This is a genomic window from Streptomyces sp. 63XJN7_1_ISO-PGPR-S23-121 (genome assembly GCF_056173025.1).
Genome location: NZ_CM149653.1, coordinates 3823879 through 3847359, shown reverse-complemented (window position 1 = coordinate 3847359; position 23481 = coordinate 3823879). Strand labels below are relative to the sequence as shown.

The following is a 23481-nucleotide window of genomic DNA, read 5'->3' as shown; positions in this document are numbered from 1 at the left end:
GCCTTGGCCTGACAGAACCCCTGGGCCTGAGCCGCTATAGGGCGGTGGGAGGCTGCTTCGGTTCGAAAGCGCTTCGTGGCGCATCCGGCTGGGCGGCGGACGTCTGGCGCAGTACGTGTGCGAGGTCGCGGTGGATCCGGTCGGCTTCGCCGCGGACCTGGACGGGGATGTCGCCGCGTTCGGCGATCAGGCGGTCGTAGACAGGGGTCTGCGAAAACACGGTGGGGCGGTTTCCCTCCTGCGGGCAGTGCGCCGGACGGGCGCAGCATACGGGCCCGGCCCCTGCCGTGGGCGGGGGCGTTCAGATGCCGGGCAAGGAGACGGCCTGCGCGGTGCGGGTATGACCAGCGGGTTGATCCTGCGCGGGAGAGCGGTCACCCCTGTTCGTGGCCTTCGATGCGCAGCGGCAGGCAGTCCAGGGGGTGTTGTCAGTAGAGCCGTTGTCACAGGCAACGACTACCTTGCAGCTCAGCACAGAACCAGGGCAGGTTGCAGGAAGAGGAGCGGCAATGGTCGTCAAGGTGGGGTACGCGCAGGCGTGGGACCTGGAGGCCTGTGCGCCCTGGCGGCCGGTATCCGCCGAAGAGGCCTGCAAGCGGGATGCCGCCGGGCTTCCATACGTGGTGGTGTACCGGGAGCCGGGCCGGGAGGCTCCGTTGGAAGTGCGGCTCGTTTCCTGGCGAGACCACTACGTCGGGCTGTGGGTCTACGATGCCCAAGGCCGCCGCACCTACTACCTGGACATGCGGCTGCTGGACGAGCCTTCGCGGCTGCTGCGCCGGTACTCCGTCGGCTGGTACTACACAGGCCCAGAGATGGCGGAGTTCGACCAGGCGTGCCCACGCATCACTATGGACCGCTTCCCGGACGGGAGGGGCCGACGGACGGAGGAGCGGCAGGGGCAGGGCGGGGGCTCCTACGTCACCTCGCCCGGACTCCGGGATGACGAGCGCTGGACAAACCGTCCTGCCTTCGGGGAGTGGCCGCTGCTCTCGGCCCAGGTACACGGGCTCATTGAGCCGCCGGCCTTCGAGGCGGCTGAGCTGGCCGAGCCAGGTGACGGAGACGCACCCGTCACCTGCTGGCGTCCGCCGCGTCCCGCGCAGCCCGGGCCGATCAACGAGTTGTTCCGGCCCGGGGTGCGCGTGACCGACGGGTACCACCCCGAGATGACCGTCGTGGAGCCGCGCCGGGTCGGCACCCTGCGTGTACCCAGCGGGCTGCTGGCCGTCTCCGGCCCGGACATCGACCACGGCGACGGGCCGCGCATCACGGTCCCCGTCCCGCCTGGAGAGTACGTACTCGACGAGGCGCGGGTCCGCTTCAGCTACCACTGCGAGTGGCGGGACGCCGAGGTCACGACCACGCAACCCACGGCCGTCCGCCTGCTCACCAGCGAGACGCCCGCAGCGACCTGGGAGATGGCCCTCGGTCCGGACGACGATGCCCGGCTGTTCATCGAGCAGCAGATAGCCGGCTTCGACACCGACGGCGCCACCGGCTGCTTCGCCGACGCCGGGGCCTGGGAGCCGCTCATCGCGCTCTTCGAGCGGGGGCTGGTCCGGGGGGAGTCGGACCTGGACGGGTACGAGGACATCGACGACGGTTCCATGTTCATGCAGCGCACTTGGGACAAGGCTTCCGGCGGCGAGTTCATGTCCTTCGCGACGACCGGGGACGGCACCTACCCGGTTTGGGTCGGCCGTTCCGAGGCCCGTGAGGTAGTCGGCGTCGTGGTACTGGTCGAGGGGATGCCCGAGCTGCTTCCGGAGTGGGACGCACCCCCCACCGATGCGGCTGTGTAGCGGGGTCCTACCTACGGCCGCAGGCATTCTCCCTGCGGATCGAAACAAACAAGGCCGTGTTAACGAGCCAGCGCAGCGGCGTACTCGTCAGCCCTTGCGTACCTGATGGTCAGGCATCGGGCCCGACGGTCGGATCAGCTGGCGCGCAGCTTCCTGCCTCACCGCTCAACGGTCTTCGCATCGCAGTACTCGCACAATGGCGAACGGGCGCCACGCCCGTACTTGTGGGTGGCGGCATGCGGCGCACGGGCCGATCTGGTCGCCGGGGCAGATGCACGCGGAGGCGTCCGGATCGGTACAGGGGCGGTCATCGTGGTTCCTCGTATCGGCGGCCGGCTTCGGCTGCCTCGAACGAAGAAGAGAACGCCAAACGCGCCGCTGCCGGCAGGCCGGCGAGGGCCTGCGCGCGTGCGGGAGGGGCGGGGGGCCGAGCCCGAATGCGTGGGGTCGATGCCGTGCCGGGTGACCAGGTCGGCGGGCTCCATGGCGTCTCCGTTCGCCCATGTCCTCTGACAGGCGATCTTGCGATTGATGACAGCTCGCCTGCGGGATCGGTGTCGGCGGTCCCTGCGAGCATACGGATCATGAAACGATCCGACGATCTCCTGGCAGGGTCCGACGATCTTCTGGCAGGGCTGGACGACATCGACTGGGCAGCCCTGGGGCACGCCTATGGCAGCGCCGAGGACGTGCCCGGCCAGCTCCGGACGGTGTGCGGGCTGGACGAGGAGGCCCGGGAGAGCGCCTTCCGCAGTCTGTTCGGCAACATCTTCCACCAGGGCACCCGGTACTCGGCCTCTCCGTACGCCGTGCCGTTCCTCACCCGAATCGCCGTCGCGGGACCGGTCGGCGCCCGGGCCGACGCGCTGCTGCTGCTGACCCGTCTGGCTGTTGATTGGCACGACGAGTACGATCTCCCGCTCGGCATCGATACCGCCGCGTGGCGCGCCGCAGCCATCAGCCCCGAAGAGAATCTGCGCTGGTACGACGAGCAGATCGCCGCCGAGACCGACGAGGAGCGGCTGAAGAACCTGCGCGAGGGACGGGCGTACTGTGCGGCGGGGCACCCTGTCGACGCCCGCGAGGGCGCACTGCGCTCCTATGACGCGGTCCGCGCCCAGCTTCCCGTCCTGCTCGAACTACTCGACGACCAGGACCCGGAGATCCGCACCAAGACCGCGTACCTCCTCGGCTGGTTCCCCGAGGAGGCCGACGCCACCCTGCTCCCATTGCTGGCCTGCCTCGACGGCGAGCGGGACCCAGTCTGCGTCGCCACGGTCCTCGTCTCGGTCGGGCTGATCACCGACCACGACCCGGACGGCCGACTCCGGCACCACCTCGACCACGAGCACCCCTTGCCGCGCTGGGCCGCCGCCACCGCCCTGACCCGCTTGCTGTCGCACACCCGGCCACCGCGTCCGGCCTGCCGCCGGCGGAGCGCATCGCCGCCGAGCTGGCGGCCTTCGGCGCCGGGCCGGCCCCCGAGACCGCCACCGCCCACCACGCGGGCGACATGCGCAGCTACACCGTCCGCAGTCTGCTGCACCTGATGGGTGCCGCCGAGGACCCGGACGGGGTCCTCCTGGAGATCGTCCGGGTCCTGCCTCGTATCGAAGGAGACCGGAGTCGTGCCCCGCCCGCTGGCGGTCCGCGCCGACAACCTGCTGGAAGCCCTGTTCGACCCCGCGGACACCGTACCGGTGTTCGCCGAGCTCTCCCCTGGGTGCCGGGAGCTGCTGAGGGTCCTGGCCGAGCTGCTGACCACCGCGGACTTCCAGCCCGTGCCGTTCGGCTCCGACCTCCACGAGCGGTTCACCCAGTACGGCCTCCCCGGTACCCACCCCGCCCTACGCGCCTATGTCGGACTGTCCACCGAGGGTGAGGACCCGAGCGCTCCCCTCCCCGACCCCTGGGCACCGTTCCGCAACCACTGATCCCACCGCCCCTCACCGAGCGCCGGCCGCTGGCCGAGATCGGGTGGCAGGAACCCAGCAGCGGTCAAACTCACCTGGCAAACGGTCAAGATCACCTGTCAGAGGACATTCGCCCACCCCTGGATTGCTGCGTGACCAGCACATCATAGAATCGAACATGTGAACGATCCAGGTCCGACCCGTCTCGTGCTGCTCCGCTTCCTGGAGCGCGTGCAGCTGCGTGACCTGGAACGCACCCGGCGGTGGAACGCCGCGAGGCCGAGCACCAGCGCGGCATCGAGGCGAAGCCGGCCCCGCCCGACTGGCTTGTGGAACACGGCCTGAACGGACACAGCCCACCGGTCTACGTGCACGCCGGCGGCTGCTGGAATGCGGGCAAGCGCAGCAAGGGCATCGCACGGGACGAAGCCAGGCGCGCCCTCGCGGACGGGGTCAAACCGTGCCCGCAGTGCCGTCCCGACACCGCTCTGGGTGTCTTCGACTAGAGGCCCGGACAGCGAAGTGTCCCCTCTGTGAGCGAACCGCGAGGGCCCGGGAGCGGGCAGCTGCCAGGTGCCCCTCTCGGTGCTGTGGCTCTGGGTCCCCTGCTTGTGGGACTCGGGGTACTCATCTGGGCCAGGGCCGTCGTGTCGGGCATCGTGCACTGGTGTCTCAGGCTGACCAGATGAACGTCACGTGCATGAACGCCGCTCCGTACCGCCGTGTCGACGGCCGTGGCCGCATGCTGCGCGCCGTGTGTGAGAGGGCCTGTTCGGGCTGCGAGCCTGCTGCGGCAGCTCGGTCAGGCGCCTGCCGTCCTGCCGTGAGCGGCAGGACCCGGGCGTAGCACTGCGACGGTGGCCTGGTCGTGGCCTGTCGGTGTGGAGGGGGCGGTGCGGCGGGAGGGGCGTGGTGCGGCGCCGGCGGAGTGCGGGGCGACGGCGGTTGCATCGGGGGGCGTGGGGTTGCGTACCTGGTCGAAGGTGCGGCCGAGGGTGACGGACAGGGCGAATTCGGTCTGGGTGTCGGCGTAGCGCCGCTCGAGGCTCTGCAGGTCTTCTTCGGCGGCGGCCAGGTCGTGGGCAGTGGCGGGGTCCTGGCCGTAACGCGGGCCCCTGTCCAGGCGGGTGCGCAATTCGGTGCAGGTGCGGCGTCGCGTGTCGATGAGCGAGGCCAGGGTGTTGAGGTCCTGGCGCAGCAGGTCCAGGGGCGCCAGGTGATTGCGCATCGCATAGTGGCGGTGGCCGTCTCGCGGGAGGTCGGTGAGCTGCGGAATCAGGACGGTCAGGGCTTCGTGGGTGGCGTCGAGATGGCGCCGGCGCAGGTGGGCGATTCGGGCTTCGCCGGCGGTGAGGGCGGGGGTGAGGTCGGCCGTGGCCCGCTGTTCGTCGTAGCCGTTCCAGGCCCCCTTGCGTGGTCGTGCTGGACGCGGCGTGCGGCGGCGATGTCCCAGATACCTTCGTGAAGGGTGCGCTGGGCCTTGTCGAGGGTGACCAGGGTGGCGGCCAGCCTGTGCAGGTGTCCGCGAGCGGCGTGGGTGGTCACGTGGTCGTCGTGGTGGTGGGTGACAGCGGTGAGGTTTCGCTGGGCGGCTACGATGCCTTCGCCTCTCTGGCGTGGTGTTCCCTCGGTGGTGTGGGCGCGGGCGAGGTCGTCGACGCGGTTCGCGTGGTCGGTTGTGTCCCAGGCGGCCTGCTCGGCGCCCCGGCCGGAGTGGCTGCGCCAGCGTCCGCGCGCAGGGCGTGCAGCGGCAGTCGTGTCCAGGTGCGGCCGTCGGCAGTAGTACTGCAGGTGACGGCGTACGGTCTGGAGACTGGGGGTGCTGCGCGCAGCGTTCCGCCTGTTCTGCGGGCGCGGTGAACTGGGCGCGGAGCGGGCGGGTGGGTCGGCCGTGCGGATGCGGTGGGTGACCAGACAGGGCTGCGCGCTGGTCGCCGTGGCGGCGGCTGGCAGGCCGTGCCTGGCCGGGGCTCCTGTGAGTGCAGTGTGCGGAGCGTGCCAGGAACACCGAAGCCGCTGCGGGGGAACTGAGGGGCTAGGGAGAGAGGTTGTGGTCATGGAACCGTCCGCACCACGTGGGGAGCAGCTGTGAGTTCGGCCTTCGAGAATCCGGGCCCCTCCTACACCAGGGTCCAGTTCACCGGTCCGCCCGAGGCGGTCGGCCGTCTGATGGCCGCGCTGGGCGGGGTCGGCGAGATCATCTTCGAGCATCGCACGGAGCCGGATGCGCGGGGCGATGTCGCCTGCACGGCCCGGGTGGCCACCCGTCCCCTGCCGGGGCCGGTGGCGGCTGGCGGGCGTGCGGAGGTCGTCATGCAGTGCGCGCTCACCGTCGACACTGCTTCCTGGCCCGGTGCCGACGGCCGCGCAGGCGCCTTGCGGCTGGAGGAGGCCTCCCGCGCGGCGCTGGCGGGGGTGCCCGGCCTGCTGGCGGCCCGCAGCCGTGTCATCGCCGTCACCGGTGCATCTGATGTGGCCGGATAGCCGTGCCCGGGCATGGGGGCGGCCTGCCTGAGGAGGGGCTGTCGTTGTGGCTGACCGACTGGAAGGTACCCACCGGGCTGTCGTGGGAGGGGCGCCGGCTGGTGGCGCTGGTGGGCCAGAGAGTCGCCGGTCACCTCGATGTCCATGTCCATCCCGAGAAGGAGGCCGTGGCGGTGTGGATGCTCGATGTCCAGCCCGGCTTCCGGCGGCGTGGCGTGGGCAGTCTGCTCATGGACACGCTGTACGAGGCCTACCCGGCGGCGTGGATCAATCATGGTGCCCGGAGCAGGGAGGGGACCTGGTGGTGGAACAGCTACCGTGAGCCCGACCCGCAGCGCAACGTGCACAACCGGCCGCCCGCCGAGTGGGCCGTCTACTTCGACGCCGTCGAGGTGGCCGCCGACAAGGCGCAGAATGCCCACCTGAACGCCTTTTACGCCCTGGACGGCCACCGAAGCGACGTCTACCGCTACGGCGAGCGTCTGGGACAGGAAGCCGACGACTACACTCGCTTCCTCCTGCCGGCCCGGCCTGCGGGCATGGACCCGGCGAGGCAGCAACTGCACGGGGCGGTACGGCTGTTCCTGCCGCCGTCTCTTGATGCCTACGTCCATGACCCCGCCCAGGAGGCTGCAGACCGGGCCCGCGCGCTGCTGGAGCACCTCGGGCACGGCAACCTGCCGCGTACCTACTGGAACACCACCCGGCACGCGGCGTTCGCGGATGCCTTCCACGAGGAGATCTTCCAGGACTCGGTCCCCGCACAAATAGCCACCCACCTGGTGTTCACCCTGAACCCGTTGGCGGCCGCCGGCCTGCCCGCTTTCGCCGCCCTGCCCTCCAGCATCGATTTCCTCGCCGGCGCCGACATCGCGGTCGAGGTGGCCGCACTGTCCTGGCGCGCGGCTGGGCAGCCGGCGGTGACACACACCGCTGCCCTCACGGAGCCGGTCGCCGCGGCCATCGCACCGCACTGGCCACAGGAGGCCAGCGCGGCCTACCGGGCCCGCTACGACGAAGCCGGATACCGGCTTGCCCCCGATACCGCACAGCCTGCCGCCGCCGGACCCTACGCCGACCGGGCCGAGGAGATCCGCGCCATGGCCGACCGGCTCCTGACCGCCCGGGAACAGCGCACCCGGCCCGCGCAGCCGCCCACCGCACCGTCGCCGCCACGGCCACCGTCCCAGCGGCCCTCTCCCCCACCCGCACCGGGCCGGGGCCAAGGCCCGCGGTAGCAGCGACGCCCAGGATCTGCGCCTCGGTGGACCAGCTGGTGCGGATGCGCGTGGCACCGGCCGACGCGGGCCCTCGGGGCCTGTTCTGGAACTTTGCCGTGGGCGCGAGCGACAGACGCTACGAACGCCCACGGCGCTGACGGCCAGGGTTCTGTTCACCTCACCGTCCTGCGTCCCGCAGCCGCGGCACGGCGCTGGGTGTCCGGTCAGGGAAGAGCCGTGCGGGTCATCGTCCGGACGCGGGTGAGGTAGGCAGTACACAAGGTCTCACCGACCGGGCAGCGTGTGCGCCCGCATTCGGTGCAGTTCTTCAGGTGGTCGACGTAGGCGGTGTAATCGGCCCCGTGATGCTGGCCGGTGTCGCTCCGCGTGTCCACATCTGCTCCCTGTAACAGCGTCCTACCTGCCTGCTTACCCATGATCGGAGCTGCGGCGGGGTCCGTAGCCGAAAGCCGCATTCCAGCCAGAAGAAGTCTTCTAGTGACTTGCCTGCGGCCTACACGTCCTGGACGGCGCGCAGGGCGGCGTCCACGCGGGCCATCGCCCTGGAGGCGGTAGGTCAGGTGCCCCCTGCGCGATGTGTCGGTGCCGTGTCGTACGGTCCAGCGGTGATCTCGCGACCGACGGGCCAGGCTCAGGGCCCCTACGACGCCGCTTTCCTGCCTCGGATGCTGATGAGCCTGCGGGAAGCCGAGGAGCCGGTGACGGTACCGGTGTCGAAGTTCGGCGGGCAGCCGGTGTGGCTTCAGGAGCCGGCCTGGCCGGTGGATCCGCAGACCGGCGAGCCGCTGGTGTTCATCGGCCAGTTCCGGGTGCCCGGGGACGAGGTGCGTCTGGCGAACCTGTTCCTGGCGGAAGACGACGGGGTCATGGGCATGGACCCGACGTCCGGTGAAACCGTCGTGCTCATCCAGCCCGACGGCAGAGTGCCCCCGTTCGCAGTGATCGGGCCTGTCGGGACCCGGGGCCGGTCACTGTGGCGCTGGGGCCGTGACGAGACGCGGATCCCGGTGGAATGGCTCGTCGAACTGGAGCCCGTACCGCCCGACATGGGTGCGGCAGCCGACCACCACGCCGCCTGGTGGCGTTTCATCCGGCACGGGGGCCCGGAGGTCGGCCTGCCGTCCGGCGACGAGCCCGAAGACTTCCTCGGCGGCACCGCGGTACTGCCCAACGGCCGCGCCTGGGGCCTCGACGACGACTCCTGGCTGTTCCTGTGCCAGTTCACCGACCGCGGCGAGGAACCGGGCGACGATCCCTTCTTCCTCAACTTCGGCTACGGCAGCGGATTCATCTTCCTCAGCCCCGACCATCGCGAAGGCCGCTTCCTGGCCGACTGCAGCTGACCCGTCCTGGTCCGCCCCGAGGGGGGCGGGCGTGGCGCCGGGCTACACACCTGGGGGCGGCAGCTGCTCGGGGTCCAGGTCGTCGCGGACGCGCAGGTAGCGGACGGGGTGGCGGTAGCGGCCCTCGTCCACTGCGGTGTCCCCTGCCAACTCGACCACGATGTCGGGCGCGACCGGCCGGTGGTCGATCGCCTCGCGGGTGCCCCAGCCGACGGAGAAGCGGCGGTGCTGCCACGGATGCTCGGCGCCGCCCGGGGAGAGGAGGCTGCCGACCTCGCGCCGTACCGTCGCCGACAGGGGTGCCGTGCGCGCGATGAACCGCAGCCGGCCCGCCTGGTCGTAGCGGCCCAGCAGCAGCGTCGACGGCGCAGCCACCCGGCCCGTCACCGAGGCCACGACCGCCTCCGCGCTGGCACGGGCACGCACCTTGATCCAGCCCCGGCGGGCCGGCTGGTACTTCTGGGCCAGGCCTTTCACGACGACGCCCTCGATACCGGCAGCGCCCCACGCCGGATCCAGCCAGTCCTCGGCCATCGCCCGGTCGGTGGTGGCCGGGCACAGGACGAACGGCGCGGCCAGCACCCTGTCAGCGAACAGTTTCTCCAGCCGGGCCCGCCGCGCCTGGTACGGCTCATCCAGCAGCAAGCCATCGGCGGTGTCGAGGACGTCGAACACGATCGGATGTGCAGGCGCGGTGCGGCGGCCTGCCGGGCACCGGCGCCACGGCGGCGGGCCCGGTCCTGAAGCCCACCGAAGTCGAGACAGCCCTCCGTGGCGACGACCAGCTCTCCGTCCAGGACCAGGGGTTCGCGCAGGGCCCGCCCGGCAGCGGTGATCTCGGGGAAGGCGCCGCTGAGGTCGGCTCCGTTCCTCGACTGCAGGTGCGCGCGGCCGGGGCCCGCGAAGAGCAGCGCCCGGTAGCCGTCGGGTTTCTGCTCGTAGGCCAGCCCGCCCGGCAGCGCCCGCTCGGGCGGCAGCTCGGAGCGGGCCTCGGCGAGCATCGGCTGGAGGGGCGGGGCGAGGGTCACAATTCCATGTCGACCTTGCCGGTGTCGACGGCGGTCTCGATCCAGTCGAGCGTCGCCCGCACCTTGGCCACGTTCTCGTGGACGATCGCACGTTCGTCCTCGCCCAGGGTGCGGTCGCGCAGACCAGGGACCGCCCGGCCGACCGCGGCCACGAACGAGTGGCAGGCGGTGACCAAGTCCAGGAACTCCACCGTCCGGTCGATGTGGCGGACCGCCGGAGCGACCGGGCTGGTGTCCTCGAAGTGCTCGCGGGCCTGCCGGCCCCGCTCGACCTGGGCGTGATTGACCTGGTTGCGGGCGGTGTCGTCGCTCATCGCCTTGAACGCGACCTCGGGACGACGCAGCAGACCGGTCGTCACCTGGCTGGCGACGTGCTCGTCCCGGGTGAACTCCTCCACCACCCGGACCTTGTCCTGGTCGGAGACCTTGGCCGCCACCGTCGGACGCTTGAGGGAGTCCGTGGTCACCGTCGCGGCGACGTCCTCGTCCCGGGCCAGATGGTGGATCGCGGTAATCTTCTCCTGCGGCGATGCCGGACGTTCGACCTGTCGGCCCACCTTACGATTGGCCTCGTCCGACGTCCACCGCGACCTGTCCGCGGGGGGGGTTTGGCGATGGTTGCGAACCGCTCAGCCTCATCCGCGATCTGGGCCAGGACTCTGTGGACCCGGAACGACACGCCCTTCTGCCGCTTGTCCTTCGGCCACCGAGACGCCGTCCACCTCGCCTTTTCCACGGTCCGGTAGGCCAGTCCGATGTCCTCGGTGAGACGGTGCAGTGTCTCGCTGACCGTGAACAACTCCTGGCCCGGAGCGACCTGCTGGCCACCGCCCCGCTCACGCATCGGCTCGATCTCCAGAGCGCGGTCACCGATCGTGAACGAGCCCTGTGTCTGCTGCTCAACCACTTCCCGCAGCTCGGCCACGATCTGTTCGTAGCGGCGCTGACTGACACTTCCGACCTTGTCGATCTCCTCCGGCATGGTGTTCCACCACCCATGCGGGCCGGGGCACGGAACTGGAGCCCGTGACGCGGACACGACCCGCTCATTACCGAGAGTCAGACCATAAATGTGCTGATCACAATGAATGACCGCAAGTGACCGCGTTTTGAACGAAAATGGGTTCTGGCACAACTTCCGTGATCAGTAACAGTGGGTTACCAAGTCAGATATCGAACAGAGCCTCTTCCTGATAATTGGATTCGGGTGCGAGGACGGCACGAAGGCGGCTGATGCTCTGCCGCCACGTCGGGCCACTTGGTGTCTCATCCCAGAGTTCGGCGAGCTCGGACTTCTCGGCGACCACTCGGTCGAGTGCCTCGACAGCAAGCGGCCGAAGATCGTCGGTGAAGGTCGGAAGGGCTTCCTCGGGCCCGTAGCTTGTACTGATCGGTTCACCGCCCGGGCACTGTGCCGCGATGAGAGCGGCAGCTGCGACAGCCTCTGCGCCCTCTGGGCTTTCGAGGTAGTCCTGGGCTTGGATGGTGCGGCTGAGCATCGCTCGCACCAGGCCCTCGCGTTTGTCCGGGGCTGTCTCGTCCAGGGTGTAGGCGAAGTCCGCGGCCATGTCGTTCTCGAAAGGGCCGATATCCCAAGTTCCCATGATGATCTCCTCGCGCTGACGTGCGGTGATCATTGCAGCGACCACTGACAGCGGCTGTCATGAGGAAAGCAGGACGCGCTTCCGCAGGAGGGCAAAGCCTGCGCGGCCGAACATCTGGCGCTTGAGCATCTTGATCCGGTTGACGTGTCCTTCGACGACGCCCGAGCTCCAGGGCAGGGTAAGGCCGGCGATCACGGCGTCGCGGTCACGATCGATGCCTGCGGCGAGGGTGTGCAGGCTGGGCAGGTCGTCTCGCCGGACGGCGTCGAGCCACTCGGGCAACCGCTCGCCCTGGCGCTCGGTGAGTATCTGGGCGAAGGACCGGACGTGTCCGGCAAGGGCCTTGAGTTCGGGACAGTCGGCCAGGACACCTTCTGCACCACGGCGCCCATCCGGCCATGACGGACGCCCGCAGCTACGGCCGCCTGGTCCACGAACCCGAACCAGGTCCCGCCCGCAGGGACGGGATCGGGCCGGGGTGGGGCCCCGGCCCGATGCCGCGTCCTGTTTCAGCAGGGGGAACGGCCTGTTGCGCTGTACTGAGGTCAGCAGGACATGGGGTTGGTGAACTGCAGGTTCTCGGGTCCCTTGCTGGTGCAGGTGGACTGCCGGCCGCTGGTGAGGTCCCCGATCTCGGTCTGGTCGCGGAAGCCGATGATCTGGGCCTCACCGAGGGGTGCGCCCTGAACGAAGTGGGGGTAGCGGAGGATTTCCCACGCAGGGAACTTGTCGGCGGTGAGGGACGCGGTGAAGGTGTCCTTTCTCGGTGAAAGGGTCAACCGCGCGTTGATCCGGCCGAAGCCGGGGCCGACGCACGTATCGCCGACGCAGGTGCGCTCCCAGGAGTTCATGGCGGAGACGCCTACGGACAGGCCGCCGGAACTGGTGCGCGAGACGCTGATCAGGTTGCGCGCGTCCTTTGACGTGTCGCCCACGGAGGCGGCATCGGAGACGAACGCGAGGGGGAGGGCGTCACGGCACAGGGTCTCCACGGAGCCGCTGGGGACGGTGGCGCCGACGGCGCATGACTTGTGGGCGTATGCGGCGACTTCACCGGTGCCGGTGTTCCATGCGAGGGTTATCTTCGCGGAGGCGGCCGGGTCTGCGGTCCAGCTGCGGTGGTCACCGATGGCGTCGGTGAAACCGGTCTTGTTCCGGATGTAGGCGCGGGTCAGCACGATCCCGCGGTCCTTGCCGGGGGCGACGCGGGTCCTGGCGACCTGGTCGCCGGAGCGGGGGACGGCGCTGAAGAACCGCTGGTCGGCCGCGGAGTGGTCGCGGTTGGACATCAAGATCACCACCCGTTTACCGACCGAGGGCAGAACGCCCTGCTGGCTGTCGCGCACCGCGGCGACCGCGTAGTTGACGCAGGGTGTCTTGATGTTCTGGTGGGTCCACTCGGTCGTCTTCCCGAGGCGGTCCTTGATGAGCTGGTAGCTGCTGGTGCTGCGGGGCACGTTGTCGCAGGAGTACTCGGCGTAGATGCGGTAGTCGTCGGCACCGGCGACCTTCTTCCAGTCCAGCTTCACTGAACGGTCGCTCAGGGTGAACTTCAGCCCCTTCACGGCAGACGGTTTCCCGGGTTCGCCCGCCGCTGCGTTGGCGATGGTGTCCGTGGCGGTATCCGTGGGGCCAGCCACGGAAAAGACGCCGCCGGCGGCGATCCCGCCGGCCAGCAGCCCCGAGGCGACGGCGACCACCGCCAGCACGCGGGTCCTTCTCGTACGGGTGCTGCGCATGCTGATACTCCTTGTGTGTGAGGAATGGTGCGATGCCATGCCGCAGGGCGGTGACGGCATCGCGCTGCGGGTGGTTCTCGTCCCGCAGGCTTCGCTGCGGGTGGCGGTGTCTCGTGTGGGTCAGCGGATGCTGTAGATCGACTTCGCCTTGAGGTACGGGCTGGAGCCCCAGGTGGTGCACAGGGTCGTGCTCCTGGCGGAGCGGTACTTCTTGGTGCCGTTGGCCTGGATGCGCCAGCCGGGGTAGGCGATGAAGCCGCCCCGCTTCTTGTAGAGCCCCCCGTTGCCGCCGATCGTGTAGCCCTCGAGGTAGTAGTGGGTGCCACCCGAGGTGACGAGGTACGGGCAGCCGTCCATCTGCTGGAAGGTGCCGTAGAACTTCTTCTGGGCCGCCGCGGAGCCCGCGTTGACGACCGTGTCGGTGGTGGTGCTCGCGGACTTGGCGGTGGTGAAGGCGCCACTCGTGCCGGCGGCCACCCCGCCGGCCAGCAGCCCCGTGGCGACGGCGGCGACGGCCATCGCCCGGGTCTTGGACATTCGTGTGCTGCGCATGCTGATGCTCCTCGTGACAGTGATGGACTTCCTCGCATCCCCGAAGGACGGCGACCAAGCGGGGAAGAGGGACGCTCCTGCCGGGCCCGGGCGAGAGCGCATGCCGGGCGGACGGGAGGGGACCAGCACCCGTCGCCGGGAGGGCGCCTGAACGAGGCACCAACCGGGCGGTGCGGGGCGGTGAGAGAAGCTTTGCCCAGCCGCTGAGCGCGGGGCAACAGATAGCGGCGGCTCGGACAGTCCCGCATCGTCCATGCAGGTCACAGCCGGTGCCCACAGGTAGACGCCGCCCTCTCGCCGCGGTGCTGCGGGGCGTGGACAGGCCGGGACTGTCCCGGACGCCACCAGAGCTAGCGAGACACCCGCACGGCGCAACAGCCTCCTTCCAGGCCGCAGATCGCGGCCCTGCCCAAGGAGGTCGTCATGGCACAGCGGACCCTGCTCCCGCCCCCGGCGCGGACTCACCGGAAGCCGGCCCCCAAGCCCGAGGCCCGGCCGGCCCTACGGACCCACCGCAAGCCGCGCATTCGAATCACCGACACCAGAAGGGGCCGCGGCTTCGTGTGGGGCACGGCCGGACTGGCCGCGGCCTTCGTGCTGTCCCTGATCACCGGTGCGCTGCTGGCCGTGCACGGCCCGACGGACTCGTCGTCGGCTGCCGACAGCCCGTCGGTCACCCTCCAGCAGGAACCGCCGTCCAGCACCGAGCCCTCGCAGGTGCCGCCCGCGCCCGCCAAGCCCGATGGCGGCAAGGAACCGAAGAACGTCGAGAAGGTCACCCTGCAGTCCGGTGACACGCTGTGGAAGCTGGCCCGCACCCACCACACCAGCGTGGAAGTCCTGCAGCGGCTCAACGCCCTGGGCTCCTCGACGCTGATCTACGCCGGGAAGAAACTGAACGTGCCCGCCGGCAAGACGGCAGCCCACTCGGCACAGCAGCAGTCCCCGGCGTCAGCTCCCGCGCACGACAGGCCGTCCGCCCAGACGGCCAAGCCCAAGACCTCCAAGCCCCAGACGGCCGAGCCCAAGACCTCCAGGTCCGCGAAGTCGGCGCCGAGCACCGTCATCGCCTACGCCGAGAAGCAGTTGGGCAAGCCCTACGTCTGGGGCGGCACCGGCCCTCGCGGCTTCGACTGCTCCGGGCTGGTGATGCGGGCCTGGGCCACAGCCGGGGTGCAGCTCCCGCGCACCACCTGGGACCAGATCCGCGCCGGCCGCGCCACCACCCGCAGCCGCCTGGTGCCCGGTGACCTGGTCCTGTCCTACGGCGGCGGCCACGTGGGGCTGTACATCGGCAAGGGCAGGGTCATCCACGCCCCCCGGCCCGGCACCACCGTCACCACCGCGCCGCTGCCCGCCCCCGCCGACGTCGTCGCCTACCGCCACATACGAGCCTGACCGAACCGCACGCAACGCGTGCTGACGCGGCCGTGGACGGGTTTCGCCACCGAGCAGTCGAACGATCCGAACGAAGCTGGGAAACGGTACTCATGAACAGATCAACGGGCTTTAGGCTCCCCTGGTACCCGAGAGACAGGGGAGAGCTGATGGAGCGGGGGCCGGAACCGGCTGCGGCAAGCAGCCCGGCTGAATTCGTGGCAGTGATGCGGCAGTTACGCCGCTGGGCGGACGTGAGCTACCGGCAGCTGGAACGCAACGCCACCGATGCCGGCGACGTCCTGCCCCGCGCGACGATCTCGGCCGCCCTCGGCCGTGACGACCTGCCCCGCGAGGAACTCCTGGCCGCCTACGTGCGAGCCTGCGGCGGCGACGACGAAACGGTGGCCGCCTGGCTCAGGCCCGCCGGCGCCTGTCGATGTCCGACCCCACGGCACCACCGCCCGTTCCCGAGGGCGCACCCGCGACCGCCGCTGCCCCGGGCGACGAGGACACCCCCCCCCAGGAGTCACCGCAGGACCTCGCGGCCCATGCCCACGAGGACCAGGACGCCCCGGATACCGGCGACGGCGACCAGCCAGCCGAAGAAACCGGCTCCTGTGACGCGACACCCGCGTCCCGCCCGGCGGAGCAAGCAGACCCTCACCCGGCTGAAAACCCGGCCCGTGCCACGCCCGCCCCGTCGGTGTGGCGGCGCCACAAACCTCAGATCGCGATCGCCGCCTGCGCCGTCGCCGGGGTGCTGGCACTGACGTTCTGGCCACACGACAACCACTCCGACGGCAACCGCGCGGACAGCACACCCACCAGCATTCCCTCCTCGAGCACCACGACCAGCGCGCCCGCCGGCGACCAGCCCTCGAATACCACGCCCGGCACGGGAAGACAGACGAAGGACCCCGGCCCCTCCCCCACCACCGAGCCTGTCCCCCCGCCTGCCGACCCGCCGGCCGGACGGGAAGAAACAACGCCGAGCACCGACCCCACTCCCGCGCACACAGCGACAACCACCCGGATGCCGGCCTCCGGAGCGGCCCGCATCCATCCCGCCTCCACACCCTCCCGCTGCCTCACCGAAGGCCGCGAACGCAACGGGCACACCGACCCGATCGCCGTCCAGCACTCCTGCGCCGACTCCCCCCTGCCCCGCGTCACACTCGAAAAGCTGAGCCAAGACGTCTACCGCATCCGCTGGTACCACCCCGACCCCGACAAGGGCCTGGGATGCCTCACCGTCGACGACGCCTCCACCTCTCCCGGCGCCCTGCTCGTCCCGTGGGACAACTGCCAGGCAAACGACAGCCAGAAATTCCGCCTGGAGGCCTCCACCGGCGGCTTCCGGCTCCGCCCACTCCACAGCGGCCTGTGCATCGGATTCCTCCCCCCAGTCACCGACGGCGCCGAAGCCATACAGACCGCCTGCACCGGCGCCTCCGACCAGGTATTCACCATCACCACAGCCTGACTCACTGCTCGCATCGACTGAACGCGACGCCGGCTGGCCCAAGCTACATGGCCGGCGCCCCCCGCGGGGCGCGCACGACCCGACCGCGGTACGGCTCGGCATCGGACACGGACTCACGGCCACGGAGACCACACTGGCGTTCTGATCGCGAGCGAGGGGAGGCACAAACGACCGATTACGCCCCCTCGGTTATATGGATTGCAGATCCCACGCGAAGACTCGCCGGCGTCTTCCCCCGGCAGTTCTCCCCTGGCCAGACTTACGGCATGACAGACGTCTGGGTTTTCATCGCCACAACAGCGGGGACTGCGACAACCACCCTTCTAGAAGTGCCCTGAAGACGGTCAGGCGGCCGGCACGGTGCCGGGCTGGTCATGCACGTTTGCCACCGCGTTGATCTGATCTGTGCCCGCCTGGGTGAGGAAGACCCACGTCCCGTAGACGCCCCACATGAGGCCGAGCAGCGAACTCGCGGCGTAGAAGCCCATTCCGTTGGTGGAGCCGACGGTGGCGAACAGTCCGGCGGCGGCGATACCTGCCGCGAACACGACGAGCGCGACGACGAGGATGGGCCGCGCATGCTGGGACGTGCCACGGCGGGCTGCGTGGTCGAGCACCGAGAGCAGACTTGCGCTTGCTGCTGCGGCGACCAACAGTTCGACCCCGAGCGCCCAGGTCGGTTGCGGCAGGGTGACCAGCGATGCGGTGACTGTGGTTGTCAGGAACAGGGAGACGGTTTGCGCGGCGCGGTTGCGGTATTCCTGGGAGGTGGCGACGACGTCGAAGCGGAAGGCGACAACGATGAAGGTGAGGCCGGTGAGGCCGGCGGCGCTTCCGCCGACGGTTGCAGCGAACGTGGTCCACATGGCGGTTGCTCCTGTGCGATCCGTGCTGGGGTGGAAGGTCGCGGTGCGATGAAGTGCGGTGGGCGGCGGCCGTCGCGCCGCCGCCCACCGCGCGGAACTACCTCGTTTCGACCTGGGCCATCGGGTCTTCACCGTTCTCCAGGGCGTTCACCGCGTTCTTCCAGGACGGGTCGGCCGAGTAGAGCTGGCTGCGCAAGTAGGCCCACACGAGAGCCCGCAGAGTCGCCACGCGCTCGGGATTCTCGTCGTCCGTCTCTGCCGCGTCGTATCCGGATATGCCACCGAAGATGTGACCAGCGCCGTACATGGTCACCATGGTTTTGTTGCCGCCGGGGCTGGCCGAGTAAGCGTCAGCACGGTAGCTGAGCCGATTGGAGAAGTTGGGGTTGAGGTCCTGATCGCCCACGATGATCAGGCCGGTGCCTGTCATCTGCTCGAAGTCGGTGTAATACAGCACCGGGTAGTTCGTCTTGGCCCACTCGGCGAAGTGCTCGTCGTTGCCGATACCTGGAGCTCCGATGAGCACTCCCGCCTTGACACGAGAGTCGGAGAGGTCCTTCGGCCGGTCGTCGTCCGGGTCCAGCATCTGGGCTCCGAGGAGGAGGGAGACGGTGTTGCCGCCCAGGGAGTGTCCTACGGCACCGACACGGTCCCTGTCGATCCGCCGTTCGGCAAGACCAGGGACGGCGGCCTCGATGTCGTCGAGGCGGTCGAGGATGTTGTGCATGTCGGTAGCGCGGTCACGCCAGAACAGGGGCGCGTCCTTGAGGTCGGTGTCGCGCAGACCGAGGGCCGTCGAGTCCAGGTGGGTCGGCTGGATGACCGCGAACCCGTGGGCGGCGAAGAAGTTCGCCAGCGGCCCGTAGCCGTTGTAGGAGGACAGAAAGTTCGCCGGCCCGTGCCCGTGGGACAGGAGGATGAGCGGCAGGTCGGTGCCGGTCGCGGGGATCGACACCTTGACCTCCAGCGGCACGGGCCGGCCGGGAACGTCGAGGGTGATCGGGTAGTAGGTGAGGAGGGGTTGCGACGCGTTGACCGGGATGTTGGCGGCGTCGCTGTACGGCTTGCTCATCGGAGCCCTTTCAGGATCGGTGTCGACATAGCGCCTGTCGTAACTGGCGGTAGGCATGGAACTGGCGGTCGTGGCCGCGAGCCTGATGGGCCAGGAACGGCCGCCCGGCACCTGGGTTGGTGTGGACGGTGATCTCCGCAACGGTGCACAGATCTCGTCAGGTGTTCATCCCGCGGTCTGACGGCAGGGGAGGGCGACTGGCTCAACCATCGACTGTCATGTCTCTGGCGCTTTCGGACTCGGCGGCCGTGCTCACCCAGGAGCCCTGGAATCCCAGGACCCCGGGTGAGCGGCCTCGCGTGGTGTCAGCGTGCGAACTTTTCGATGGCCGCCGGGGTGACGGGGGTGAAGAAGTTGACGAGGTTGCCGTCGGGGTCGCGGAACAGCAGCGACCTGTTGCCCCAGGGCATCGTGGTGGGCTCGTTGACGAAGTCGGTGACGAAGCCGGTCAGGTTCTGGTGAACGCGGTCCACGTCGTCGACGAGGAACTCGGTGATCACGCTGTGGTTGTCCGCCGGGCGGGCAGAGCCCGGGGCGAACAGCGGGACGGTGCGGGTGCCGGCGATCGCGAGGGTGGCGCCTGCGGCCTTGAGTTCGGCGAAGTCCTCGGTGGCCCACGTCGCCCGCGCCCCGGTGACTCGCTCGTAGAACTCGACGAGGCGCGCTACGTCGCTGGTGATGATGCGGATCGAGACGAAGTCCATGGGGATCTCCTTGGCTGTGCTGGAGGCGTGCACGTCGCAGGCTAGGAGAAATAGTGGACAGAATCGGTCCTGTATTCGCTTAGGCTGCGAACATGCCTCGCCCGACCGCCCGCGTGCTGACCCTCCTGGAGCTGCTCAGTCGGGCGGAACCCGGACTGCAGCCGAACTCGCCGACCGGCTCGGCGTCGAAGGGCGCACTGTGCGGCGGTATGTGGACCAGCTGATCGACCTGGACGTGCCCGTGGAATCGATAGCGCGGGGGGGGTGACGGTACGACGGTTGTTCCTGGTGGACGACTCGGCGGACCTCAACGACGACCTGCGTCAACTCGGCGAAGAGCAGGCAGAGCCCAGCACGTCCACGGCCAGGCATCTCTTCCTGCCCGGCACCCTTTTCGCGGCGTCCCGGCCCGTCGTCGTGGCCGGGACGCCGACGGCCACGTGGATGCTCTGCGTGTCCAGGACCACCAGGCTCGGGTCGGCTACTGAGGTTGAACTCGTGATGTCGTGCCGTTGCTCAGGTGGGCGTGATGGTCAGGCCGGTCTCGGCGAGGCAGCCGTCTATGAGGTCGCTGCGGTACTGGATGTGCCGTAGGCCGCGTCGGATGCGCTGAACGAGGTGTTCAGGGGTGTGGAAGGCGACGTTGGAGAGCCAGCCGCGCCGCAGCAGTGACCAGATCCCTTCGACGGGGTTGAGGTCGGGTGCGTAGGGCGGCAGGTAGTAGATGGTCAGCCAGTCCCGGGCTTCGGCGAACTTCCGCAGGTCGGCGGCCTTGTGGACGTTGAGGTTGTCCCAGACGAGCACGATCGGGCCGCCGAGCTGCTGGTGGGCGGCGATCAGCAGGTCCCGGTAGTCACGCCAGGAGAAACTCTTGCGGCCGTCGCGGTTGCCGTCGTCACGGCGGGGCCGGTAGATCAGCCGGGACTGAGCTGACCCCGGATTCGTGGAGTCCCTGAAGCCAGGCTTATGATCCTGGCCCGAAGGAGAACCACGAGCAGTGCCAGCACCACGCAAATATCCGGACGAGCTCCGCGAGCGGGCCGTGCGCGAGGTCCGCACCACGGGCCGTCCGATCGCTCATGTCGCGAAGGACCTGGGCATCCACAAGGAGGCCCTGCGCGGCTGGGTCCGCCAGGCCGAGGCGGACGCCGGCGAACGCGACGACCGGCTGACCACCGCCGAGCACGAGGAACTGAAGCAACTCCGCAAAGAAGTAGCGGAGTTGAGGCGGACGAACGAGATCCTCAAAGCCGCGAGCGCGTTTTTTGCGGCGGAACTCGACCGTCCCCGGACGAGGCCGACCAGGTGATCGAGCACCTCAGGGACAAGGGCCTCGGGGTCGGGTTCGCCTGCCGGGTGCTGGGGCTTTCGGAGTCGGCGTACTACGCGCGCAAGAAGCGGCCGAAGTCGGCCCGCCGGCTGCGCGACGAGCAGCTCATCCCGCTGATCGAACAGGTCCATGCCGAGTCCGGCGGCACCTATGGTGTCCGCCGGATCACCCGCGCGCTCAGGCGCAAGGGTGTGCAGGTGGCCCGCTGCACCGTCGAGCGGCTGATGGCTGAGCTGGGCATGGAGGGCGTCATCCGCGGTCAGCGGCGGCGGACCACCGTGCCTGAGCCGTCGGCACCCAGGCCCCCGGACCTGGTCGACCGCGACTTCACGGCCTCGCGCCCGGATCAGCTGTGGGTGGCGGACATGACGTATGTGCGCACCTGGTCCGGCTGGGCGTACGTGGCGTTCGTCCTGGACGTGTACTCGCGGATGATTGTCGGCTGGCAGGTCGCGAACCACATGCGGACCGAACTGCCTCTGGACGCACTGGAGATGGCGTTGTGGAGACGCCGGATCAAGAAGGACTCCGGCCTCATTCATCACAGCGACCGCGGGTCGCAATACGTATCAATCCGGTATACCGAGAGGCTGTCCGAGATCGGGGCTTCAGCGTCGGTCGGCTCGGTCGCGGACAGCTACGACAACGCGATGGCCGAGGCGCTGAACGGCACCTTCAAGGCTGAGCTGATAGAGATGCAAGGCCCTTGGCGGGACGTCGACCAGGTCGAGCGTGCGATCTTCCAGTGGGTCACCTGGTACAACGAGGAACGGCTCCACTCCGCCCTCGACTACGTACCACCCGCCGAGTACGAACGTGACTGGTGGCGACAACAGGAAGCCACCCCCCAGTCCGCCTGAAACACGATCACCGGACTCTACGAAACTCGGGGCAGCTCAGGACCGGTGGCCGGGTTTGCAGCAGGTCAGCGCGGCGATGGACACCCGTCTGCGGGAACGGCCCCGCACCCGCACCACCGGGGTCCGGCCGCGCTGGGACCAGGTCCTGGCCTGCGGCGGCGTCATGGAGAATCCGGCCTCGTCCTCGAAGACGAGCCAGGCTCCACGGGCCGCCGCGAGCCTTCCGCGCAGGGCCACACCTCCTTCACCCATCCGGCCACCGCGTCGTCGTCCCGCTCCATGGCACGTCGGGCCGGGACCTGGCAGGACCAGCCGCCTCGCACCAGCAGTTTCCGCACGCCCTGGATGGTGTAGGTCAGGTGGAAGCGCCGGCCGATCACCGTCTTGATCCGCGCGAGCGTCCAGCGTTGGTCCTCCCAGCCGTGCGCGGCAGGCCCCTTGGCCAGCTCCGCCTCCAGCTGGGCGAACTGCTTCTGGCTCAGCCTCGGCAGCGACGCCGGCCCCTGTGACCGCAGAGCCCGCGGACCGCCCTCATCCCACATCCGCCGCCATCGCTGCACCGAGCGGACGCTGACCCGCAGGTCCTTGGCGATCACCGAGCTCGCCTCGCCCTGGGCGAACCTCTCGGCCGCCTTGAGCCGTAACTCCTCGCGGAACTGCTGCCGTTCGACGGTCAGTCCGCCCCCTTGTGGATACCGCATGCCCCCGTGATACCGCACGGGCGACGAGCCGTCAGCCCCTACGACACCGCGAGTTCAACCTCAGAGCGCCTCATGAACAGCCCCATGCCCTACTCCTTCGAGCAGATCCGCGACGAACTCGCGAAGGCCGCGCGCGGTAATCGTTTCCGCTTCTCCCGCAGCTGCCAGCGCAGCAGGCCGTGAATGTCCTGGTCGGTGCCCTCGTCGCGCCAGAGGTAGAAGTAGTACTTCACCGCTCCGGGTGGGGCATGTCATGGGGCAGGAACTCCCACTGACAGCCCGTGCGGTTCTGAGAGAGGATCGCGTTCACGATCTCCCGCATCGCGCACTTCCCCTGATGCCCGCTGACCGACGGATGCCGGGCCTTCCATGCCGTGATCACGGGTTCGACGAGCTCCCACTGCTCATCGGTGAGATCGCTCGGGTACGGCTTGCGCATGCTCATGCCATAACCCGAGCGAACCCCGAACTCCTGACCGGCAGCGATGCCCCAACGCCACACCATCGAGCGATGACAACACCGATAGAACGCAACATCCCGCACTCTGAGTGCGATAGCTGGCGCGCAGGGTAGCGGCAGGCGGGGGGTTACTGCTGGTGGGGGTACTGGCAGGGTCTCTCAGTTTCGGGGGCTCGTGCCTAGCCTGGGTCTATGGACAATCAGGCTGAAGTGCGTGCTTTCCTCAAATCTCGACGGGACAAGATCACGCCCGAGGAGGCCGGACTGCCTTCGTACGGAAATCGCCGGGTGAGCGGTTTGCGGCGGAGTGAGGTCGCGATGTTGGCCGGGGTGAGTGTGGAGTACTACACCCGGCTGGAGCGCGGGAATCTCGGCGGGGTGTCCGAGGGGGTGCTGGACGCGCTTGCGCAGGCTCTGCGGCTCGACGACACCGAGCGCAGTCACCTGAACGATCTGGCCCGGGCCGCGAACACGACGCCGGGACGGAGACCACGACCGTGCCGGAGCGGCTGGTCACGATGCGAGCCATGTTGTCCTGGGTATCCAGATCGCCGAAAACCCATCCGCCGCCGTGGAAGAAGAGCGTCACGGGCAGCGGCCCGGCATCCGGCTCGGTGAAAGGCCGGTAGATACGGATGGGTACGTCGCGGCCGTTGGCAGCGGCCGTGGTGTCCCGGACGTCGGCGACCGGTACGGGAGCGCCGGCCAGGGCGCCGAAGGCGCGCCCGAACGCGCGGTTCTCCGCCACCGTCAGGGTTTGGGGAGCCGGTCCGCCTTCTGCGGCCACTTCCTTGAGCAGAATCTCGATCTGGGGGTCGAGGGGCATGACACTCACCTGTCTGAAGAGACGGCCACCCGGCATGGAATGAACTTTCCAGGATCATCGGTAGGGCACAATTGGAATGTCAATTCCAAC

At 69.3% G+C, this 23481-nt stretch carries 20 protein-coding genes and 11 pseudogenes; 13 read left to right on the top strand and 18 right to left on the bottom strand.

Annotation, left to right across the window (positions count from 1 at the left end; all coding sequences use genetic code 11):
- Positions 1 to 34: 34 nt before the first annotated feature.
- Positions 35 to 220: a hypothetical protein gene (locus AC0VYN_RS17025; RefSeq protein ID WP_475536741.1), complete on the bottom strand. Its 186-nt coding sequence runs from the start codon at positions 218 to 220 to the stop codon at positions 35 to 37.
- Between the two features lie 289 nt (positions 221 to 509).
- Here AC0VYN_RS17025 and AC0VYN_RS17020 point away from each other — a divergent pair, with 289 nt between their 5' ends.
- The 4 genes from AC0VYN_RS17020 (at position 510) to AC0VYN_RS17005 (ending at position 4224) form a co-directional block, all read left to right on the top strand.
- Complete coding sequence (locus AC0VYN_RS17020) at positions 510 to 1805, top strand: DUF4241 domain-containing protein (protein WP_475536740.1); 1296 nt, start codon at positions 510 to 512, stop codon at positions 1803 to 1805.
- A 584-nt stretch (positions 1806 to 2389) separates the two neighbouring features.
- The gene (locus AC0VYN_RS17015; protein WP_475536739.1) at positions 2390 to 3355 is read left to right on the top strand and encodes a HEAT repeat domain-containing protein; all 966 of its coding nucleotides are present in this window, start codon (positions 2390 to 2392) and stop codon (positions 3353 to 3355) included.
- Positions 3356 to 3433: 78 nt separating this feature from the next.
- A complete protein-coding gene (locus AC0VYN_RS17010; RefSeq protein WP_475536738.1) occupies positions 3434 to 3739 on the top strand; it encodes a hypothetical protein in 306 nt (101 codons plus the stop codon).
- Between the two features lie 242 nt (positions 3740 to 3981).
- On the top strand, positions 3982 to 4224 hold the full coding sequence (locus tag AC0VYN_RS17005; protein WP_475536737.1) for a DUF6233 domain-containing protein: 243 nt from the start codon (positions 3982 to 3984) through the stop codon (positions 4222 to 4224).
- A gap of 296 nt (positions 4225 to 4520) precedes the next feature.
- Here AC0VYN_RS17005 and AC0VYN_RS17000 read toward each other — a convergent pair whose 3' ends face one another.
- Positions 4521 to 4946, bottom strand: coding sequence for a hypothetical protein (locus AC0VYN_RS17000; protein ID WP_475536736.1), 426 nt, complete (start codon positions 4944 to 4946; stop codon positions 4521 to 4523).
- Between the two features lie 185 nt (positions 4947 to 5131).
- On the opposite strand from AC0VYN_RS17000, the gene AC0VYN_RS16995 reads away from it, so the two are divergent.
- The 4 genes from AC0VYN_RS16995 to AC0VYN_RS16980 all read left to right on the top strand — a co-directional run bounded on the left by AC0VYN_RS16995 (position 5132) and on the right by AC0VYN_RS16980 (position 8786).
- Positions 5132 to 5578, top strand: coding sequence for a hypothetical protein (locus tag AC0VYN_RS16995; protein WP_475536735.1), 447 nt, complete (start codon positions 5132 to 5134; stop codon positions 5576 to 5578).
- A 228-nt stretch (positions 5579 to 5806) separates the two neighbouring features.
- A complete protein-coding gene (locus AC0VYN_RS16990; protein ID WP_475536734.1) occupies positions 5807 to 6202 on the top strand; it encodes a hypothetical protein in 396 nt (131 codons plus the stop codon).
- A gap of 44 nt (positions 6203 to 6246) precedes the next feature.
- A complete protein-coding gene (locus tag AC0VYN_RS16985; protein ID WP_475536733.1) occupies positions 6247 to 7440 on the top strand; it encodes a GNAT family N-acetyltransferase in 1194 nt (397 codons plus the stop codon).
- Between the two features lie 608 nt (positions 7441 to 8048).
- Positions 8049 to 8786 (top strand): YwqG family protein, encoded by a 738-nt coding sequence (locus AC0VYN_RS16980; RefSeq protein WP_475536732.1) that lies wholly within the window; start codon positions 8049 to 8051, stop codon positions 8784 to 8786.
- Between the two features lie 42 nt (positions 8787 to 8828).
- Here AC0VYN_RS16980 and AC0VYN_RS16975 read toward each other — a convergent pair whose 3' ends face one another.
- The 7 genes and pseudogenes from AC0VYN_RS16975 to AC0VYN_RS16945 form a co-directional block, all read right to left on the bottom strand.
- A complete protein-coding gene (locus AC0VYN_RS16975) occupies positions 8829 to 9461 on the bottom strand; it encodes an ATP-dependent DNA ligase (protein WP_475536731.1) in 633 nt (210 codons plus the stop codon).
- Between the two features lie 104 nt (positions 9462 to 9565).
- A pseudogene (locus AC0VYN_RS16970) lies at positions 9566 to 9787 on the bottom strand (ATP-dependent DNA ligase); the annotation flags it as partial.
- Positions 9788 to 9810: 23 nt separating this feature from the next.
- Positions 9811 to 10796: pseudogene (locus AC0VYN_RS16965) on the bottom strand (DUF6192 family protein).
- A gap of 184 nt (positions 10797 to 10980) precedes the next feature.
- On the bottom strand, positions 10981 to 11451 hold the full coding sequence (locus tag AC0VYN_RS16960; protein ID WP_475536730.1) for a DUF4259 domain-containing protein: 471 nt from the start codon (positions 11449 to 11451) through the stop codon (positions 10981 to 10983).
- A 24-nt stretch (positions 11452 to 11475) separates the two neighbouring features.
- Positions 11476 to 11787, bottom strand: a pseudogene (locus tag AC0VYN_RS16955) (ISL3 family transposase); the annotation flags it as partial.
- 176 nt (positions 11788 to 11963) lie between these two features.
- Positions 11964 to 13157, bottom strand: a complete 1194-nt coding sequence (locus AC0VYN_RS16950) for a hypothetical protein (RefSeq protein WP_475536729.1) — start codon at positions 13155 to 13157, stop codon at positions 11964 to 11966.
- Positions 13158 to 13277: 120 nt separating this feature from the next.
- Positions 13278 to 13709 (bottom strand): hypothetical protein, encoded by a 432-nt coding sequence (locus AC0VYN_RS16945; RefSeq protein ID WP_475536728.1) that lies wholly within the window; start codon positions 13707 to 13709, stop codon positions 13278 to 13280.
- A gap of 423 nt (positions 13710 to 14132) precedes the next feature.
- Between AC0VYN_RS16945 and AC0VYN_RS16940 the strand changes: the two genes are divergently transcribed.
- Positions 14133 to 15107: a C40 family peptidase gene (locus tag AC0VYN_RS16940; RefSeq protein ID WP_475536727.1), complete on the top strand. Its 975-nt coding sequence runs from the start codon at positions 14133 to 14135 to the stop codon at positions 15105 to 15107.
- A 705-nt stretch (positions 15108 to 15812) separates the two neighbouring features.
- Here AC0VYN_RS16940 and AC0VYN_RS16935 read toward each other — a convergent pair.
- The gene (locus AC0VYN_RS16935; protein ID WP_475536726.1) at positions 15813 to 15977 is read right to left on the bottom strand and encodes a hypothetical protein; all 165 of its coding nucleotides are present in this window, start codon (positions 15975 to 15977) and stop codon (positions 15813 to 15815) included.
- Positions 15978 to 16122: 145 nt separating this feature from the next.
- Here AC0VYN_RS16935 and AC0VYN_RS16930 point away from each other — a divergent pair, with 145 nt between their 5' ends.
- Entirely contained in the window at positions 16123 to 16572 is a 450-nt protein-coding gene (locus AC0VYN_RS16930; protein ID WP_475536725.1) for an RICIN domain-containing protein, read from the top strand.
- A 344-nt stretch (positions 16573 to 16916) separates the two neighbouring features.
- Here the strand turns inward: AC0VYN_RS16930 and AC0VYN_RS16925 are convergent, their stop codons facing one another.
- The 3 genes from AC0VYN_RS16925 to AC0VYN_RS16915 all read right to left on the bottom strand — a co-directional run bounded on the left by AC0VYN_RS16925 (position 16917) and on the right by AC0VYN_RS16915 (position 19214).
- Positions 16917 to 17438, bottom strand: coding sequence for a hypothetical protein (locus AC0VYN_RS16925; RefSeq protein ID WP_085570912.1), 522 nt, complete (start codon positions 17436 to 17438; stop codon positions 16917 to 16919).
- Positions 17439 to 17535: 97 nt separating this feature from the next.
- Positions 17536 to 18510, bottom strand: a complete 975-nt coding sequence (locus AC0VYN_RS16920) for an alpha/beta hydrolase family protein (protein ID WP_475536900.1) — start codon at positions 18508 to 18510, stop codon at positions 17536 to 17538.
- A 305-nt stretch (positions 18511 to 18815) separates the two neighbouring features.
- Entirely contained in the window at positions 18816 to 19214 is a 399-nt protein-coding gene (locus AC0VYN_RS16915) for a VOC family protein (protein ID WP_475536724.1), read from the bottom strand.
- Positions 19215 to 19306: 92 nt separating this feature from the next.
- On the opposite strand from AC0VYN_RS16915, the pseudogene AC0VYN_RS16910 reads away from it, so the two are divergent.
- Positions 19307 to 19513: pseudogene (locus AC0VYN_RS16910) on the top strand (HTH domain-containing protein); the annotation flags it as partial.
- 48 nt (positions 19514 to 19561) lie between these two features.
- On the opposite strand, the pseudogene AC0VYN_RS16905 reads toward AC0VYN_RS16910, so the two are convergent.
- A pseudogene (locus AC0VYN_RS16905) lies at positions 19562 to 19693 on the bottom strand (IS5/IS1182 family transposase); the annotation flags it as partial.
- A gap of 37 nt (positions 19694 to 19730) precedes the next feature.
- Positions 19731 to 20279: pseudogene (locus AC0VYN_RS16900) on the bottom strand (transposase); the annotation flags it as partial.
- Between AC0VYN_RS16900 and AC0VYN_RS16895 the strand changes: the two are divergent.
- Positions 20212 to 21404 (top strand): annotated as a pseudogene (locus tag AC0VYN_RS16895) (IS3 family transposase). The pseudogenes AC0VYN_RS16900 and AC0VYN_RS16895 overlap by 68 nt on opposite strands.
- A gap of 39 nt (positions 21405 to 21443) precedes the next feature.
- Here the strand turns inward: AC0VYN_RS16895 and AC0VYN_RS16890 are convergent.
- Positions 21444 to 22105 (bottom strand): annotated as a pseudogene (locus AC0VYN_RS16890) (winged helix-turn-helix domain-containing protein); the annotation flags it as partial.
- A 137-nt stretch (positions 22106 to 22242) separates the two neighbouring features.
- Positions 22243 to 22550 (bottom strand): annotated as a pseudogene (locus AC0VYN_RS16885) (transposase); the annotation flags it as partial.
- Positions 22551 to 22757: 207 nt separating this feature from the next.
- Here AC0VYN_RS16885 and AC0VYN_RS16880 point away from each other — a divergent pair.
- Positions 22758 to 23063, top strand: a pseudogene (locus tag AC0VYN_RS16880) (helix-turn-helix domain-containing protein); the annotation flags it as partial.
- Positions 23064 to 23094: 31 nt separating this feature from the next.
- Here the strand turns inward: AC0VYN_RS16880 and AC0VYN_RS16875 are convergent.
- Positions 23095 to 23391: pseudogene (locus tag AC0VYN_RS16875) on the bottom strand (alpha/beta hydrolase); the annotation flags it as partial.
- Between the last annotated feature and the right edge of the window lie 90 nt (positions 23392 to 23481).

Coding starts and splice junctions, on each gene's coding strand:
- AC0VYN_RS17020 (WP_475536740.1), top strand. CDS start 510: ATGGTCGTCAAGGTGGGGTACGCGCAGGCGTGGGACCTGGAGGCCTGT.
- AC0VYN_RS16930 (WP_475536725.1), top strand. CDS start 16,123: ATGCCGGCCTCCGGAGCGGCCCGCATCCATCCCGCCTCCACACCCTCC.
- AC0VYN_RS16915 (WP_475536724.1), bottom strand. CDS start 19,214: ATGGACTTCGTCTCGATCCGCATCATCACCAGCGACGTAGCGCGCCTC.
- AC0VYN_RS16920 (WP_475536900.1), bottom strand. CDS start 18,510: ATGAGCAAGCCGTACAGCGACGCCGCCAACATCCCGGTCAACGCGTCG.
- AC0VYN_RS16945 (WP_475536728.1), bottom strand. CDS start 13,709: ATGCGCAGCACACGAATGTCCAAGACCCGGGCGATGGCCGTCGCCGCC.
- AC0VYN_RS16940 (WP_475536727.1), top strand. CDS start 14,133: ATGGCACAGCGGACCCTGCTCCCGCCCCCGGCGCGGACTCACCGGAAG.
- AC0VYN_RS16960 (WP_475536730.1), bottom strand. CDS start 11,451: ATGATCACCGCACGTCAGCGCGAGGAGATCATCATGGGAACTTGGGAT.
- AC0VYN_RS16950 (WP_475536729.1), bottom strand. CDS start 13,157: ATGCGCAGCACCCGTACGAGAAGGACCCGCGTGCTGGCGGTGGTCGCC.
- AC0VYN_RS17000 (WP_475536736.1), bottom strand. CDS start 4,946: ATGCGCAATCACCTGGCGCCCCTGGACCTGCTGCGCCAGGACCTCAAC.
- AC0VYN_RS16925 (WP_085570912.1), bottom strand. CDS start 17,438: ATGTGGACCACGTTCGCTGCAACCGTCGGCGGAAGCGCCGCCGGCCTC.
- AC0VYN_RS17015 (WP_475536739.1), top strand. CDS start 2,390: ATGAAACGATCCGACGATCTCCTGGCAGGGTCCGACGATCTTCTGGCA.